Raw genomic sequence first — 13683 nt, forward strand, 5'->3', positions numbered from 1 at the left:
GAGTTGACGTGCTTTCTGTGCGAGGGGTGGGCGGCACGAAGACCGGCTACGTGCTGCGGTCGACGACCGCTTCGGCGAACTTCGACAGCGCCAGCTTCACCGGCCCATCGGGCAGAGGGCTCAGAGCGGCGACAGCTTCATCAGCCCAGCGCCGCGCCTCATCGAGCGTCTCGATCGTCACATCGTGCGCGCGCAGCTCGGCGATCGCCGCCGCAAGCTCTTCTTCAGAGTCGTCGACCTCGACGTGCCGCTCGATGCGCGCGAGCAGCGCCGCCGCGTCACCATCAGACAGCGCGGCACGACGCAAGAACAGCAGCGGCAGGGTGGCGACGCCGCTGCGCAAGTCGGTTCCTTGCGGCTTGCCCGTGTCAGAGTCAGGCTCGGCGAGGTCGATGACGTCATCGATGAGCTGGAACGCCACACCGATCTTCTCGCCGAACGCCACCACCGGGGGCCCGAAGTGCTCGGGCGCGTTCGAGAAGATGACACCCATCTGCGCCGCCGCGGCGATGAGCGAACCCGTCTTGTCGGCGAGCACCTGCAGGTAGTGCTCGATCGGGTCGTCATCGAGGCGCGGCCCCAGAGTCTCGTGCAACTGCCCGAGGCACAACCGCTCGAACGTGTCGGCCTGCAGCTTGATGGCACCCTCGCCGAGGCCGGCCACGAGCTTGCTCGCCCGAGCGAACAGCAGGTCGCCGGTGAGGATCGCCACCGAGTTGCCCCACACGCTCTGCGCCGACGGCACACCGCGGCGCATCTCGGCTTCATCCATGACATCGTCGTGATAGAGCGACGCCAAGTGGGTGATCTCGATCGCTTGCGCCGCCGTGATGACGGCCTCGTTGTTGCCCTCGCCCAGTTGCGCTGTCAGCAGCGTCAGCACCGGCCGGATGCGCTTGCCGCCGGCCTCGAGCAGGTAGCGCGAGGTGACGTCGGCCATGTCGTCGGCGAACGAGACCTCGCGCAAGAGGCCCTCTTCGACCTCGACGAGCCCGGTCTCGATCGCGTCGGCGAACCGGCGCTCTTCACTCGACGCGAACAGCTTCTCGCCGAGGCCGAGTGACGCGCTGAGCGTCTTGCTGCGGCGAGCGAGCGGAGGAAGGCGAGTCAACGGTCTACCGATCTGTCTGGGCGCGAAGTGCTGCTACTCGGCGGTCTCGCCGGAAACGGACGAAGGTCGAGGTGCGCGGCGGCGCGCACGGGAAGCGCGCACCTGCGCGTCGGCCGGCTTGTGGCCGCGGTGCAGGGCGACGACGCCCGCCGACAGGTTGCGGTAGCCGACGCGCGTGAACCCGGCAGCGCGCAGCCACTGGCTCAGCACGCCCTGCTCGGGCCAGGCGTCAATCGACTCGAAGAGGTAGCGATAGGCCGAAGGGTTCGAGCTCGCGGCCCCGGCGATGATCGGCATGACGTGCTTCAGGTAGAGCTGGTACGCCCCGCGCAGCAGAGCCATGGGGGGTCGTGAGAACTCGCACACCACGACGCGCCCGCCCGGCTTGAGCACGCGGTGCATCTCGGCCAGGGCCACGTCGGGGTGCTGCACGTTGCGCAGCCCGAAGCTGATCGTCACCGCATCGAACTCGTCGTCGTCGAACGGAAGCTTCTCGGCATCGCCCTGCACGAAGGTGAGGTCGGGGTGCCGCCGGCGCCCCTCGTCGACCATGCCTGCCGAGAAGTCGAGGGCGATGACCGTTGCTCCCGTGCGGGCGAGCGCGGCCGAACTGGTGCCGGTTCCGGCGGCGATGTCGAGAATGCGCTCACCCCGCTTCGGGTCGACAGCGCGCACGGTGGCGATGCGCCAGAGCGTCGCGTTGCCCCCCGACAGCACGGTGTTGGTGCGGTCGTAGCCGCGGGCGACGCCATCGAACATCGCCGCGACCTCGCGCGGTGTCTTCGACAGATCGGCCCTCGTCACGCCAGCAAGTCTAGTGAGCGCCTGCCCCGGGTTCGCCGTGAGCGGCCTGGGGAGGTGTCGAGTGCCCAGTACCCTGAGCAGGTGCCAGATTCTGCCGCGACCGGGGCTCGCCTGCGCGCGGTCACCGACGTGGTGGCATCGCACGACGACCTGCTTCAGTTCGCCGACCCGGCCCACCCGCTCGCGGCCCTGCGGCGCGGCGACGGCATCGTCGGAATCGGCGTCGCCGCCCTTCTCACCTTCACGGGCCCGCAGCGCCTCACCGACGCGGCTGACGCCTGGCGGCGCCTCTGCGCCGACGCCGACGTGGTCGACGAGGTGCATGCTCCGGGCAGCGGGCTCGTGGCATTCGGCACGTTCGCGTTCGCTGACCATTCCAGCGCGACCAGTGTGCTCATCGTTCCTGAACTCATCGTCGGCCGCCATGACGGCATCAGCTGGCTCACGCGCATCGGCCCGTCAGACGCGGTCGACTCGTCAGCCTCGGCCGCCGCTGCTGCGATCGGTGAGCGACCGCGCGCGACCCTCGCCGCCGCATCGCTCAGCCGAGAGGGCTTCACCGAAGTGGTCGGTCGGGCCGTCGACGCTATTCGCGCGGGGCGGGTCGAGAAGGTGGTCATCGCGCGCGATGCCGTGGCGAGCATCCCGCACGATGCCGACCGTCGTTCGCTGCTGCGCGAACTCGCCGACCGCTACCCAGACTGCGTGACGTTCGCCGTCGACGGCCTGCTCGGCGCGAGCCCCGAGACTCTCGTGAGCGTGCACGCTCGCGAGGCGAGTGCGCGAGTGCTCGCGGGCAGCACAGCGCGCGGCGCGAGCACCGCAGACGATGCCGCGGTGTGCGCCGAGCTGGCGACGAGCCAGAAAGATCTCGACGAGCACGCCTTCGCGGTGCGCAGCGTGCTCGACGCGCTGCACCCCCACGTGCGCGCGATCACGGCGAGCGAGTCGCCCTTCACGCTCAAGCTGCCCAACCTGTGGCACCTCGCGACCGACATCGAGATGCAGCTGGGCGATGGCGCGAGCGCACTCGACCTGGTGGCGGCACTGCACCCGACGGCGGCCGTCGCCGGTTCGCCTCGGGATGCTGCGCTCGAGCTCATCGCCGAGCTCGAGCCCTTCGATCGCGGGCGCTACGCCGGCCCCGTCGGGTGGATCGACTACGACGGCGACGGCGAATGGGTCATCGCACTGCGCTGCGCCCGCGTCGACGACGACGGAACGCTGACGGCGTACGCCGGCGCGGGCATCGTCGCCGACTCTGACCCAGACTCTGAGCTGGCCGAGACGCGGCTCAAGTTTCGGCCCATCGCCGAAGCGCTGCGGTAGCGCTCAGCTCGCCGCGAGGCGCGCCTTCTCGACCTCGACGTCGAAGTCGGCCACCGGCCACTGCGGGTCGATGCCCTCGAGCGCGTCGATGAGCAGCGACTGCACGGCGAGGCGCGCGAACCACTTGCGGTCGGCGGGCACGATGAACCACGGGGCGTGGTCGGCGTCGGTGCGGGTGATGGCGAGCTCGTAGGCGCGCTGGTAGTCGTTCCACAGCAGTCGCTCGTCGATGTCGCCCGGGCGGTACTTCCAGTGCTTGTCTGGCCGTTCGAGCCGCTCAGCCAGTCGAGCCTTCTGCTCATCGGCGCTGATGTGCAGCATGACCTTCACGATGCTGATGCCGCTGTCGACGAGGCGGCGCTCGAACTGCACGATGTCGTCGTAGCGCTGCTCGATCTCGTCGGCCGGCGCCAGTTGTCGAACCCGGCCGATGAGCACGTCTTCGTAGTGCGAGCGGTCGAAGACCCCGATCTTGCCTGGTGCGGGCAGCTGCTGCTCGATGCGCCACAGAAAGTGGTGCGCGAGCTCGTCGGGGGTCGGCTTCTTGAACGCCGCGAGCTGCACCCCTTGCGGGTCGACGGCTCCGACGACGTGACGCACGATGCCACCCTTGCCCGCGGTGTCCATCGCCTGCAGCACGAGCAGCACGCGCCGGTTCTCGCCCGCAGTGCTCGCCGCGAAGAGTCGCTCTTGCAGCTCGCTGAGGCGATCGGCCCCGGCGGCGAGCGCCGCCTGGCCTTCGCTCTTGCCCCCGTCGAACCCTGGTGTCGCCGAGGTGTCGACGTCGTCGAGGTGCAGCTCAGAGGGGGCACGCAGCAGTGAATGCATGCCTCGGATGCTACCGCGCACCCACGGTCACGGCTCGAGCGGCACCTCGACGAGCAGCAGTGGCTCGGGCGCCGTGAGCGCGTCGTCGAGGTCGGCGCGCGTGGTCGCACGCCGGTATGCCCAGCCGCCGGCCGCCGCGAGGGCGGCGAAGTCGACCGCGTGCGGCGTGCGCATGACGCGGTCGAAGTCGTCGGGGTCGGCCGAGTCGGCCACTTCGAGCTCGTCGAAGATCGTGCCACCCCGGTCGTTGCCCACGAAGACGTGCACGCGCAGCCCCTCGGGCAGTGCGACGAGCAGGGCACCGGCGTCGTGCAGCGCCGCGAGGTCGCCCATGAGCACGCGCGTGGTGCCGGCATGGTCGCCCCGTGCGGCCGCGAGCGCGATGCCGGTCGCGGTCGAGATCGTGCCGTCGATGCCGGCGAGACCCCGGTTGGCGTGCACGCGAATCGCCTTGCCGGGCACGATCGCATCGGCGACGCGGATGAGGCGCGAAGCCGCCACGACGAGACGATCGTGGGGCCAGGTGGATGCCCACAGAGCCCGCGCGAGCATCCCTCGGTCGATCGGCGCACGCAGCACCGCCAGCTCGGCCTTCGCGAAGGCGGCGCGCACGCCGCGGTCGCCCGGCACGGCGAGCGTCAAGTCTGGAGCGGGGTCTTCGGGCGCCTCGCTCTCGAGCACGGCGCGCGACATGCTCACCCATCCGCCCACCCAGCGCCGCACCACCGCCGGGTCGGGTGCTGCGGTGACGCGCACTCCGTCGACGATGCGGGCGCGGCGACCGGGGTTGTAGTCGTCTGCGCCCGGCGAGCGCACGACGATGACCTCGACGTCGCCGCGTTCGAGCAGTTGCGGCACTTCGCGGCTCAGGGTCGGATGCCCGAGCACGATGGCCCGACCGACGGCGTCACCGTGCGGGCCGCGCAGCACGTCTCGGTAGGCCGCGACCATGTGGCGGCCGAATCGGGCTCCGCTCGACACTTCGGCGATGAGGGGTGCGCCGAGGTCGACCGCCAACTGCTCGGCGGCGGCGCCAGCGCCATGGCCGGCGATGACGACGGTGGCGTCGTCTGGGCGCAGATCGACCACGATCTCAGCCGGTTCTCCGCGACGCGGCGGCGAGCCGGCTGTCACATCGGGGTCGACAGTGACCGGCCCGCTGAGCGGTTCGCGAAAGGCGAGGTTGACGTGCACGGGGCCCTCGACACTCGCTCGCACCGCGAGCTCGGCGAGCTCGCGCGCTGCGACTGGCTCGGCCGGGTCGCCGGTGGGCGCCGAGACATCCCAGTCGGCGCGCACGAGGTCGCCGAAGATGCCGGGCTGCTGCGTGGTCTGGTTGCTGCCGATGCCGCGCAGCTCTGCCGGGCGGTCGGCACTCAGCACGATGATGCCGACCCCCGAGTGGTGAGCTTCGAGCACTGCCGGGTGCAGGTTGGCGATGGCGGTGCCCGAGGTGCAGATGACGGCGACGGGTCGGCCGCTCTCGACGGCGAGGCCGAGCGCCGTGAACCCGGCGACGCGCTCGTCGATGCGCACGTGCACCGTGACGACGCCGGCGCGGTCGCGCGCCGCGGCGGCGAGCGCGAGTGCTTGAGACCGCGAGCCGGGGCTGACGACGATGTCGGTCACACCGTGGTGCACGAGCCCGTCGAGCAGAGCCGCCGCGAAGGTGCTCGCCGGCGACGAGGCGTCAGCGCTCGGGGTCGGCGGGGGTGTCATCGTCGAGGTCGGCGAGTTCTTGCTCGAGTCGACGCAGCCGCTCATCTTGCTCGGCACGTCGAGCGATCTCGTCGGCGCTCAGGGTGCTCAAGAAGTCGGGGTCGTCGTCGGGGGCGACGGGCCGCGCCGGGTTGCTCGAGCGGCGTGCCTTGCCGACGAAGAGCCACAGCAGACCGCCGATGACGGGCAGCAGGGTGACGACGACCGCCCACAGCGCCTTCGGAAAGGCGCGCACCCGCGAACGCTCGGTCAGCAGCACATCGACGAGCGTGTAGATCGTGAACGCCACGGCGACCACGATGAGCACGATGAGCAGCCTGGTCATGCTCGAAGTCTACGCCGGGGGTCTGGGCGGGCACCGAGAGTGCCCTCGTAGACTGCACGGGTGAGCCCCTGGATTCTGTACAGCCTCGTGCGCCTCGGCCTCTTCGCCGCGACGTTCGCCGTGCTGCTCGTGCTCGACTTCGACTGGTGGTGGGCGGCGATCGTGGCGAGCATCATCGCCCTGACCATCTCGTACATCTTCTTCGCGCGCCTGCGCGATGCGGTGGCCGCCGACCTGCACGCCCGCCGCACCCGCCCGGCGGGCGACCCCGACGCCGCGGCAGAAGACGTCGGCGGCGACGCGACGCGACCGTAAGGGCTTCGTAAGAATCGCGAGGCGCATCGGCGCCGCATCGCACCTACGCTCGTTGATGCGGCCGCAGGCGGTCGTGCACCGAACGAAAGAGTGCTGAGATGACGTTTCGCTTCACTGTCGCCACTGCGGCGGCCATCGCTCTGCTCGCCGGCGTTGCCGGATGCTCCGCCGAGGCCGAGCCGCCCATGACGCCTCCCCCTGCCGCAACGGCGTCGCCTCCGCCCGCCCCCGTCGAGGGCGACGACGAGTCTGAGCCGGCGGTGCAGCCCGGCGCCTACGTCAACTACTACGACGGCGCAATCGCCGCCACTCCGGGAACGAAGGCGCTGTTCTTCCACGCCTCGTGGTGCCCGAAGTGCCGCGATCTCGAAGAAGACATCCTCGCCAACACGATTCCTGACGGATTCACCGTGTTCAAGGTCGACTACGACTCGGCCACCGAGTTGCGCCAGCGGTACGGCGTCACGGTGCAGACGACCATCGTCTACGTCGACGATGACGGCAACGCCCTCGCCAAGGGAGTGCTCTACGACGACACCACGCTGGCGGCCCTCATCGCGGCAGCACCCTAGGGGCCGAGATGGAAGGGCTCATCGTCGTCAGCCTCGTCGCGGGCATCCTCACGGTGGCTGCGCCGTGCGTGCTGCCCCTGCTGCCCGTCATCATCGGCGGCTCGATCGTGGCCGACGACGCCGACCCGCGCCGGGCGCGCTGGAGGCCCTACGTCATCGTGGCCTCGCTCGCGATCAGTGTCGTCGCGTTCACGCTGCTGCTCAAGGCGACGACGGCCCTGCTCGGTATTCCGACGCAGGTCTGGCAGATCATCTCGGGCGTCATCGTCATTCTGCTCGGCATCAACCTGCTGTTTCCGGCGATCTGGGAGTCACTCTCGACACGGCTCGGGCTCGGGGCTCGCAGCAACCGCGCACTCGACGCCTCGGTGCAGCGGCAATCGGTGGGGGGCGACATTCTGACGGGCGCCGCCCTGGGGCCGGTGTTCAGCAGCTGCAGCCCCACCTACGCCCTCATCGTCGCGACCGTGCTGCCGGTGTCGTTCGCCGAAGGCCTGCTCTATGTCACCCTCTACGCGATCGGGCTCGCGATACCCCTGCTGCTCGTCGCGCTCGCCGGGCGCAGCGCCGCACGCAGGCTCGGCTGGCTCGCCGACCCGCGCGGCTGGTTTCGGCGCACGATGGGCGTCGTCTTCGTGATCGTCGGCATCGCGGTCATCGTCGGCGGCGACAAAGCCCTGCAGACCCTGATTCTCGACCTGGGGTGGTATGACCCGATCGCCGACCTCGAAGGCGTGCTGCGCGGTGGTTGAGCCGTCGCGACGACCGGGTTCAGCCGATCGACCGCTCGACGGTCGTCGCGTGCTCGTCGTCGACGACGACCCCACTCTGCTCGAGATCGCCGCCGCCTACCTCAGTGCCGCGGGCGCCGCAGTCGACACCGCCGCCGACTCGGTCACGGCGCTGCAGCTCGCCACGCAGCAGCCGCCCGACCTCGTGGTGCTCGACCGCATGATTCCCGGCGTCGACGGCATCACCGTCGCGCACCGCCTCCGGCGCGAGTCGAGCGTGCCGATCATCATGCTCACCGCGCTCGCAGAACCCGAACACCGCATCGAAGGTCTCGAGGCGGGCGTCGACGACTATGTGGCGAAGCCCTTCTCACCGCGCGAGCTGGTGCTGCGCGCCGAAGCGCTGCTGAGGCGTGCTCGAGCCGGGGGCGAACCAGAGAGCGATGTCGTGCTCGGGCGGCTGCGCCTCGACGCCGCACGACGAGAGCTGCGACTCGACGGCACGGCGCTCGCGCTCACCGCTCGCGAATACGACCTGCTCGCCTACCTGGCGCGACGCCCCGACCGCACAATCAGCCGAGACGAGTTGCTCGCCGACGTGTGGGGGTGGACGATCGGAGACGTGTCGACCATCACCGTGCACGTTCGACGCCTGCGCGAGAAGCTCGAGGCCGACGCGGGGGCTCCGGAGATCATCCAGACCGTCTGGGGGGTCGGCTACCGACTGAACAGCAGCGCCCTCGACGACGACGCGGAGCCCTCACGATGACGGCTGGCGACTACGGCCAAGTGATCGCGACGTCGGCCGTCGTCGCGCTGGCGGTCGGCGCGATCGCCCTCGTGCTCTTGCGGCTCACGCGGCGCGCACCCCTGTTCGTGCACGTGGTCGTCATCGTGGCGGCCGCCGTCGCCGCCGTGGGCGGAGGCATCGCCGTGACGGCGAGCGCCATGTACATCTCAGACGACGACACTCGAGTCGCGCTCGCCGTGACGGCCACGAGCGGCGTCGTGTCGCTCATCATGGCGGCGGTGCTCGCCATGGGCCTCGCGAGAGACGCGCGCGGCCTCGGCCGAGACGCGCGGATGCTCGGCGCCGGCGAGCAGGTGACCCCCCGGCAGCGGTCGACCGCCGAACTGCACGCCGTGCAGAACGAACTGGTCGACTCGAGTGAGCGGCTGCTCGCCGCTCGAGACGCCTCAGAGCGGGCAGAGCAAGCCAGGCGCGACCTCGTCGAACGCATCGCCCACGACCTGCTGGCACCCCTCGCGAGCATTCGCGCGATCGCCGAGACACTCGAAGACGGCATGTCTGCCGAGCCCGAACGGCACGCTCGACAGCTGGGGTCTCACGTGACGCGGCTCACCGCGCTCATCGGCGACCTGTTCGCACTCTCGCGCATCGACGCCGGGTCGCTCACGATCACCCCCGAGCGGGTCTCGCTCAGCGACCTGGCGAGCGACGTCGTGGCCGACTACGCCCCGCTCGCCGCGCACCATGAGGTGACCCTGCGGGTGGTCGACGGCCCCGGCGTCACCGCCGACGTCGACCCGCGCGAGTTCAGCCGCGCTCTCACCAACGTGCTCATCAATGCGATCGAGCACTCGCCCGCGGGGGCGAGCGTGACCGTTGGGGTCGACACCGTGGGCGGCGACGAGGAGCGCGCTCGCGTGACCGTGCGCGACCACGGCCCCGGTGTCGACGCCGACGACCTGCCGAAGCTCGGCGTGGCCGGGTGGCGGGCCACCTCGGCTCGATCGACTCCTCGCGTCGGCATCGCTGGCGGAGCAGGACTCGGTCTCGCCATCACCCACGCGATCGTCACCGCGCACGGCGGCGAGGTCGTCGCGACGAACGCCGAGCCGGGGCTCGCCGTGTCGCTGCTGCTGCCCGTGCGGGCTTAGAACGCGATCGCCGCGGCGAGCGCCACACCCGTGACGAGCGCCGCGAGTGACGTGAGCTTGAGGGCGAGCACGAGCTCGCCCGGCGTGCGCGCCATCAGCACGATGAGCGCCACGGGTGCCGTGATGAGCAACGTGAAGTAGACGAGCGGCGCCCACGTGAACAGCAGCGCGAACGGCACGAGCATGCCGTAGACGCCCGCGAGCAGCACGACGAAGACGATGCGCGATGGCAGATCGCCGAACCGCACCGCGAGCGTCTTCTTGCCCACTCGAGCGTCATATTCTCGATCGCGAATGTTGTTGACGAGCAGAATCGCCGCGGCGAAGAGACCCGCGATGACGCCGGCGAAGACGGCCTCGAGCGGCAGCTGCTCGATCTGCACATAGGTCGTGCCGACGGTGGCGACGAGACCGAAGAAGATGAACGCGACCAGCTCGCCGAACCCGGCATAGCCGTAGGGCTTCTTGCCGCCGGTGTAGAACCAGGCCGCCGCGAGGGCGACGGCACCGACCGCGAGCAGCCACCAGATGGTGGTCAGCACGACGATCGCGATGCCAGCCGCCGCCGCGAGCGCGAAGAAGACGAGAGCCACGGTGAGCACCGTGCGGGGCTTCGCCGCACCCGAACCGGTGAGGCGCGTCGGCCCCACACGCAGGGCATCGGTTCCGCGCACGCCATCGCTGTAGTCGTTGGCGAAGTTGACGCCGATCTGCAAGAAGACCGCAACCCCGAGGCACAGCAGGGCGATCGCCAGGTTGTAGCCGAGCGTGTAGTACGCCACCGCGGTACCCATCGCCACGGGCGAGATAGCCAGGCTCAGGGTGCGCAGTCGCGCACCCGCCACCCAGTCGCGCCAGGTCGCCGCGGCCACCTTGGCCGGGTTGCCCGATGCCGCCGTCGCCTTCGCGGGGTTCGTGCGCTTGGTCGTCTTCTTGGCGGGCCTCTTCGCTCGCGCCTTTTTCGTCGTAGCCACGGCGGTGAGTCTAGTGACCCGCGGTCACCCGCTGCGCGATCGCGAGCCGGTCGGGTTTGCCGCTGGGCAACAGCGGAAGAGCATCCACCGTCATGATGCGATCGGGCCGCGCCTCAGGAGCCAACGCTGCCCCGACGGTTCGTCGCAGCTCATCGAGCGACGGCCGCGCCGTCGTTACCACGACGGGCACTTCGCCCCACTCGGGGTGATGGCCGGCCACCACCACGGCGTCACCGAGGCCCGGCTGCTCGCGCACGATGCGCTCGACATCAGAGAGCCGCACCTTGAGCCCGCCCGTGACGATCGTGTGATCGACCCTGCCGGTCACGCGCAGCACGCCGTCGACGATCTCGCCGGCGTCGTCGGTGCGATACCACCGCGCACCGTCGTGCTCGACGAACGCGGCCGCCGTGCGCTCGGGGTCGTCGAGGTAGTACTCGGCGAGCGTCGGGCCCCCGAGTTCGACCTGGCCGTCGACGATGCGCACCTCGGCCTGCCCGATCGCGACGCCGTCGTAGACCACACCACCGCAGGTCTCGCTCGAGCCGTAGGTGCGCGTGAGGTTCCAGCCCAGGGCCGTCGCGCGTGCGATGAGCGCCGCGGGGGTCGCCTGACCCCCGACGAGAATGCGCGTGAAGCCCGCGAGCGCGCGGCGCACGTCGTCGTCGGCCTCGGCCTCGTCGACGAGTCTGCCGAGCTGTGCCGGCACGAGCGCCGTGCACCGCACGGGGTCGTCCATCGCCGCGACCGCCCCGAGCACTCGCTCGCTGGTGAGTCGCCCCGGCGGCACCGCGATCGGAGTGGTGCCCGCCGAGAGCGACCTCGCGAGCACGTTGCTGCCCGCGATGTACTGCACGGGCAGGGCGAGCAGCCACTGGGCCCGGCCCACGGCACTTTCGGTCGCGGCGGCACTCGCGAGCACCGCGTCGGCGCTCAAGGCCACGCGCTTGGGCCGGCCCGTGGTTCCGCTCGTTTCGACGACGAGGGCCACGCGCTTCTCGACCTCGAGCGGAGCGGTGTGCACCGGGTTCACACCCCCACCGCGAAACAGCACGGCTGGCCCGTCACCGCTCAGCGCCTCACGCAGAGCGGCCAGACAGGCGAAGGGGTCTGCGGTGTCGACGACGGCAAGGGCTCGAGTCACGCTGCAACGCTACCCCGCACCTGTGGGCAGATCTGGCGCAGATGGGCGCTGCACTCTGACAGTGCGCCCATTTGCGCCAGATCTGACCCGTAGACCGTGGGGGCTCAGGATGCTGCTGCCGCGGCCGTGCGGATCATCAACTGATAGGGCAACTGGCGCTGCGCGAGCTGGTTGACGGTGCCGACGACGAAGACGCCGCTGCGAGCATCCCGATAGAAGACCACGCCGCTCGCCCCCGAATGCCCCTCGAACGAGAACGAGCGGAAGCCGGTGAGCACTGCCGGAAGCCGAAAGCGCATGACACCGGTGCCGTACTCGAGGGGCGAGAAGATGCGATGCCAGTCGGTGAGCATCTCGTCGAGCAGGCCTGCGGTGAAGAGCGAGCCGTCGAAGAACGCCTGCAGGAAGGTCACGCCGTCGCGCAGCGTCGAGACGATCCCGCCCTGCCCTCCGCACGAGGCGAGCAGCAGCGGCAGGCGCAGATCGCGATCACCGTGCCTGATCACCGCCATCTCGTCGAAGCGGTCGAGGTCGTCGAGGGTGAATACCCAGGTGCCCGCGAGGCCGAGTGGCTCGGTGATGCGCGCCCGCACCGACTCGGCGAACGAGCGGCCGTCGAGGCGAGTGATGACGCTGTCGAGCAGTTGAAAGCCGGTGTCTGAGTAGAGGCCGCGGCCACGGCGGGCGGGCGTCATGGCGCGGCTCCACTCGACGACGTCGGCCTCGCTCCACGCGAAGTCGGTGTCGAGGGCACGCTCGAGCGTGTTCGGCCCGTCGGGTCGGGGGCCTTCGAAGAAGTCGGCGAGGCCCGCCGTGTGGCCCAGCACCTCGCGCACGGTGATCTCGCGGCTGACGTCGCGGCCCCCCTCCACGGCCTGGCCGCTGAGGTCGAGGTCGGGCAGGTAGTCGGCGATCGGGGCATCCCAGTCGAGCCGGCCCTCATCGCGCAGTTGCGCGATGCACACGGTGGTGAAGAGCTTGCTCACGCTCGCGACGAAAAACGGGCGATCGAGGTCGCCGTGGTGCACGTCGAGTGCGGGCGTGTCGCCCTTCGCGGGGGCGACGACCCGCCACAGCAGTTCTCCGGTGCGGCGGTCGGCGTCGCTCTTGGCGATCAGGCGGCGGATGCGCTGCTCACGGTCAGTCATGATGCGGTTTTCTCCTCGGGGTGGTCGTGCAGTGTCGTGGGGCGCCGCGCTCGTGTGTTGACGGCGTTAACATTCGATCCCTTTTCTACACGTCGATGTGTACACTGTCAACATGGGGGCGGTGACGAGAGGGCGAACGGGCTACCACCACGGCTCGCTGCGTGAAGCGCTCATCGACGCTGGTGAGCAGCTCGCCCGGGCCGACGGCCTCGACGGTGTCACCGTGCGCCGCATCGCCGCAGCGTGCGGGGTGAGTGCCGCTGCCGTCTACCGGCACTTTCCGAGCGGCGACCACCTCATCGCGGCTGTCGCGCAACGAGCCCGCGAGATCATGGCGCGCGACATGTTCGCGCGCCTCGACGACGCCGCCGAGCGCCCGCCGCTCGACCGGCTGCGCGAAGTCGGCGAGTCATACATCGCCTTCGCCCTCGCCGAGCCGCAACTCTTCACGCTCGTCTCGATGCCCATGACCACCCCGCCCGACCGGCCCGACGACCCCAACGCGGCCGACCTCGTGCGCGACATCGTGCTCGAGTTCGAGCCGCCCGGCGTCGTCGACGAGCAGCGCGTGGCGAGCCGCGTCATGCTCGCGCAGGCGAGTGCACACGGGCTCGCCGTAATCCTGCGCGACTTCGTGCCCGACCCCGCGGTGCGCGAGCAACTCATCGCCGGGGTGCTCGACCGCGTGGGCGCGGGGCTCGAAGCCTAGGGGTGCCCGCAGCGAGCATCCATCGGTCCCGTATGACCATCCACGCGCTCGGCGAACGCAATAGCGAACCGA

Annotated in this window: 15 protein-coding genes; 7 read left to right on the forward strand and 8 right to left on the reverse strand. The window is 70.4% G+C overall.

Annotated elements, in window-relative coordinates; genetic code table 11:
* Positions 1–46: 46 nt before the first annotated feature.
* Both KIT89_RS08685 and KIT89_RS08690 read right to left on the reverse strand, forming a co-directional pair.
* Complete coding sequence (locus tag KIT89_RS08685; RefSeq protein WP_297600346.1) at positions 47–1111, reverse strand: polyprenyl synthetase family protein; 1065 nt, start codon at positions 1109–1111, stop codon at positions 47–49.
* 33 nt (positions 1112–1144) lie between these two features.
* Positions 1145–1915, reverse strand: coding sequence for a class I SAM-dependent methyltransferase (locus tag KIT89_RS08690; protein ID WP_297600348.1), 771 nt, complete (start codon positions 1913–1915; stop codon positions 1145–1147).
* An 81-nt stretch (positions 1916–1996) separates the two neighbouring features.
* On the opposite strand from KIT89_RS08690, the gene KIT89_RS08695 reads away from it, so the two are divergent.
* Complete coding sequence (locus tag KIT89_RS08695; RefSeq protein WP_297600351.1) at positions 1997–3244, forward strand: isochorismate synthase MenF; 1248 nt, start codon at positions 1997–1999, stop codon at positions 3242–3244.
* Between the two features lie 3 nt (positions 3245–3247).
* On the opposite strand, the gene KIT89_RS08700 is transcribed toward KIT89_RS08695, so the two are convergent.
* From KIT89_RS08700 to KIT89_RS08710, 3 genes are read right to left on the reverse strand one after another with little or no spacing between them, the layout of a single operon-like run.
* Positions 3248–4072, reverse strand: a complete 825-nt coding sequence (locus KIT89_RS08700) for a PPK2 family polyphosphate kinase (RefSeq protein WP_297600354.1) — start codon at positions 4070–4072, stop codon at positions 3248–3250.
* 27 nt (positions 4073–4099) lie between these two features.
* Complete coding sequence (menD, locus tag KIT89_RS08705) at positions 4100–5791, reverse strand: 2-succinyl-5-enolpyruvyl-6-hydroxy-3-cyclohexene-1-carboxylic-acid synthase (protein WP_297600357.1); 1692 nt, start codon at positions 5789–5791, stop codon at positions 4100–4102.
* Complete coding sequence (locus KIT89_RS08710; RefSeq protein ID WP_297600360.1) at positions 5763–6116, reverse strand: PLD nuclease N-terminal domain-containing protein; 354 nt, start codon at positions 6114–6116, stop codon at positions 5763–5765. The genes menD and KIT89_RS08710 overlap by 29 nt, the downstream gene beginning before the upstream one ends.
* A 60-nt stretch (positions 6117–6176) precedes the next feature.
* Here KIT89_RS08710 and KIT89_RS08715 point away from each other — a divergent pair, with 60 nt between their 5' ends.
* The 5 genes from KIT89_RS08715 (at position 6177) to KIT89_RS08735 (ending at position 9636) form a co-directional block, all read left to right on the forward strand.
* Positions 6177–6431 carry a DUF4229 domain-containing protein gene (locus KIT89_RS08715; RefSeq protein WP_297600363.1) on the forward strand — a complete coding sequence of 85 codons (255 nt, stop codon included), beginning with the start codon at positions 6177–6179 and terminating at the stop codon, positions 6429–6431.
* Positions 6432–6529: 98 nt separating this feature from the next.
* Entirely contained in the window at positions 6530–7003 is a 474-nt protein-coding gene (locus KIT89_RS08720; RefSeq protein WP_297600366.1) for a thioredoxin family protein, read from the forward strand.
* An 8-nt stretch (positions 7004–7011) separates the two neighbouring features.
* Positions 7012–7755 (forward strand): cytochrome c biogenesis CcdA family protein, encoded by a 744-nt coding sequence (locus KIT89_RS08725; protein ID WP_297600369.1) that lies wholly within the window; start codon positions 7012–7014, stop codon positions 7753–7755.
* Positions 7748–8503: a response regulator transcription factor gene (locus KIT89_RS08730; protein WP_297600372.1), complete on the forward strand. Its 756-nt coding sequence runs from the start codon at positions 7748–7750 to the stop codon at positions 8501–8503. Before KIT89_RS08725 ends, KIT89_RS08730 begins: the two co-directional genes overlap by 8 nt.
* Positions 8500–9636 carry a sensor histidine kinase KdpD gene (locus tag KIT89_RS08735; protein WP_297600375.1) on the forward strand — a complete coding sequence of 379 codons (1137 nt, stop codon included), beginning with the start codon at positions 8500–8502 and terminating at the stop codon, positions 9634–9636. Before KIT89_RS08730 ends, KIT89_RS08735 begins: the two co-directional genes overlap by 4 nt.
* Here KIT89_RS08735 and KIT89_RS08740 read toward each other — a convergent pair.
* The 3 genes from KIT89_RS08740 to KIT89_RS08750 form a co-directional block, all read right to left on the reverse strand.
* Positions 9633–10610 carry a 1,4-dihydroxy-2-naphthoate polyprenyltransferase gene (locus tag KIT89_RS08740; protein WP_297600378.1) on the reverse strand — a complete coding sequence of 326 codons (978 nt, stop codon included), beginning with the start codon at positions 10608–10610 and terminating at the stop codon, positions 9633–9635. The two genes, KIT89_RS08735 and KIT89_RS08740, sit on opposite strands and share 4 nt — an antisense overlap.
* A 10-nt stretch (positions 10611–10620) precedes the next feature.
* On the reverse strand, positions 10621–11754 hold the full coding sequence (locus tag KIT89_RS08745; protein ID WP_297600381.1) for an AMP-binding protein: 1134 nt from the start codon (positions 11752–11754) through the stop codon (positions 10621–10623).
* A gap of 104 nt (positions 11755–11858) precedes the next feature.
* Entirely contained in the window at positions 11859–12902 is a 1044-nt protein-coding gene (locus KIT89_RS08750) for a serine hydrolase (RefSeq protein ID WP_297600384.1), read from the reverse strand.
* A gap of 112 nt (positions 12903–13014) precedes the next feature.
* Here KIT89_RS08750 and KIT89_RS08755 point away from each other — a divergent pair, with 112 nt between their 5' ends.
* Entirely contained in the window at positions 13015–13611 is a 597-nt protein-coding gene (locus KIT89_RS08755; RefSeq protein WP_297600387.1) for a TetR/AcrR family transcriptional regulator, read from the forward strand.
* Positions 13612–13683: the final 72 nt, after the last annotated feature.

Source organism: Microcella sp. (assembly GCF_025808395.1).
Classification (GTDB): Bacteria; Actinomycetota; Actinomycetes; order Actinomycetales; family Microbacteriaceae; genus Microcella.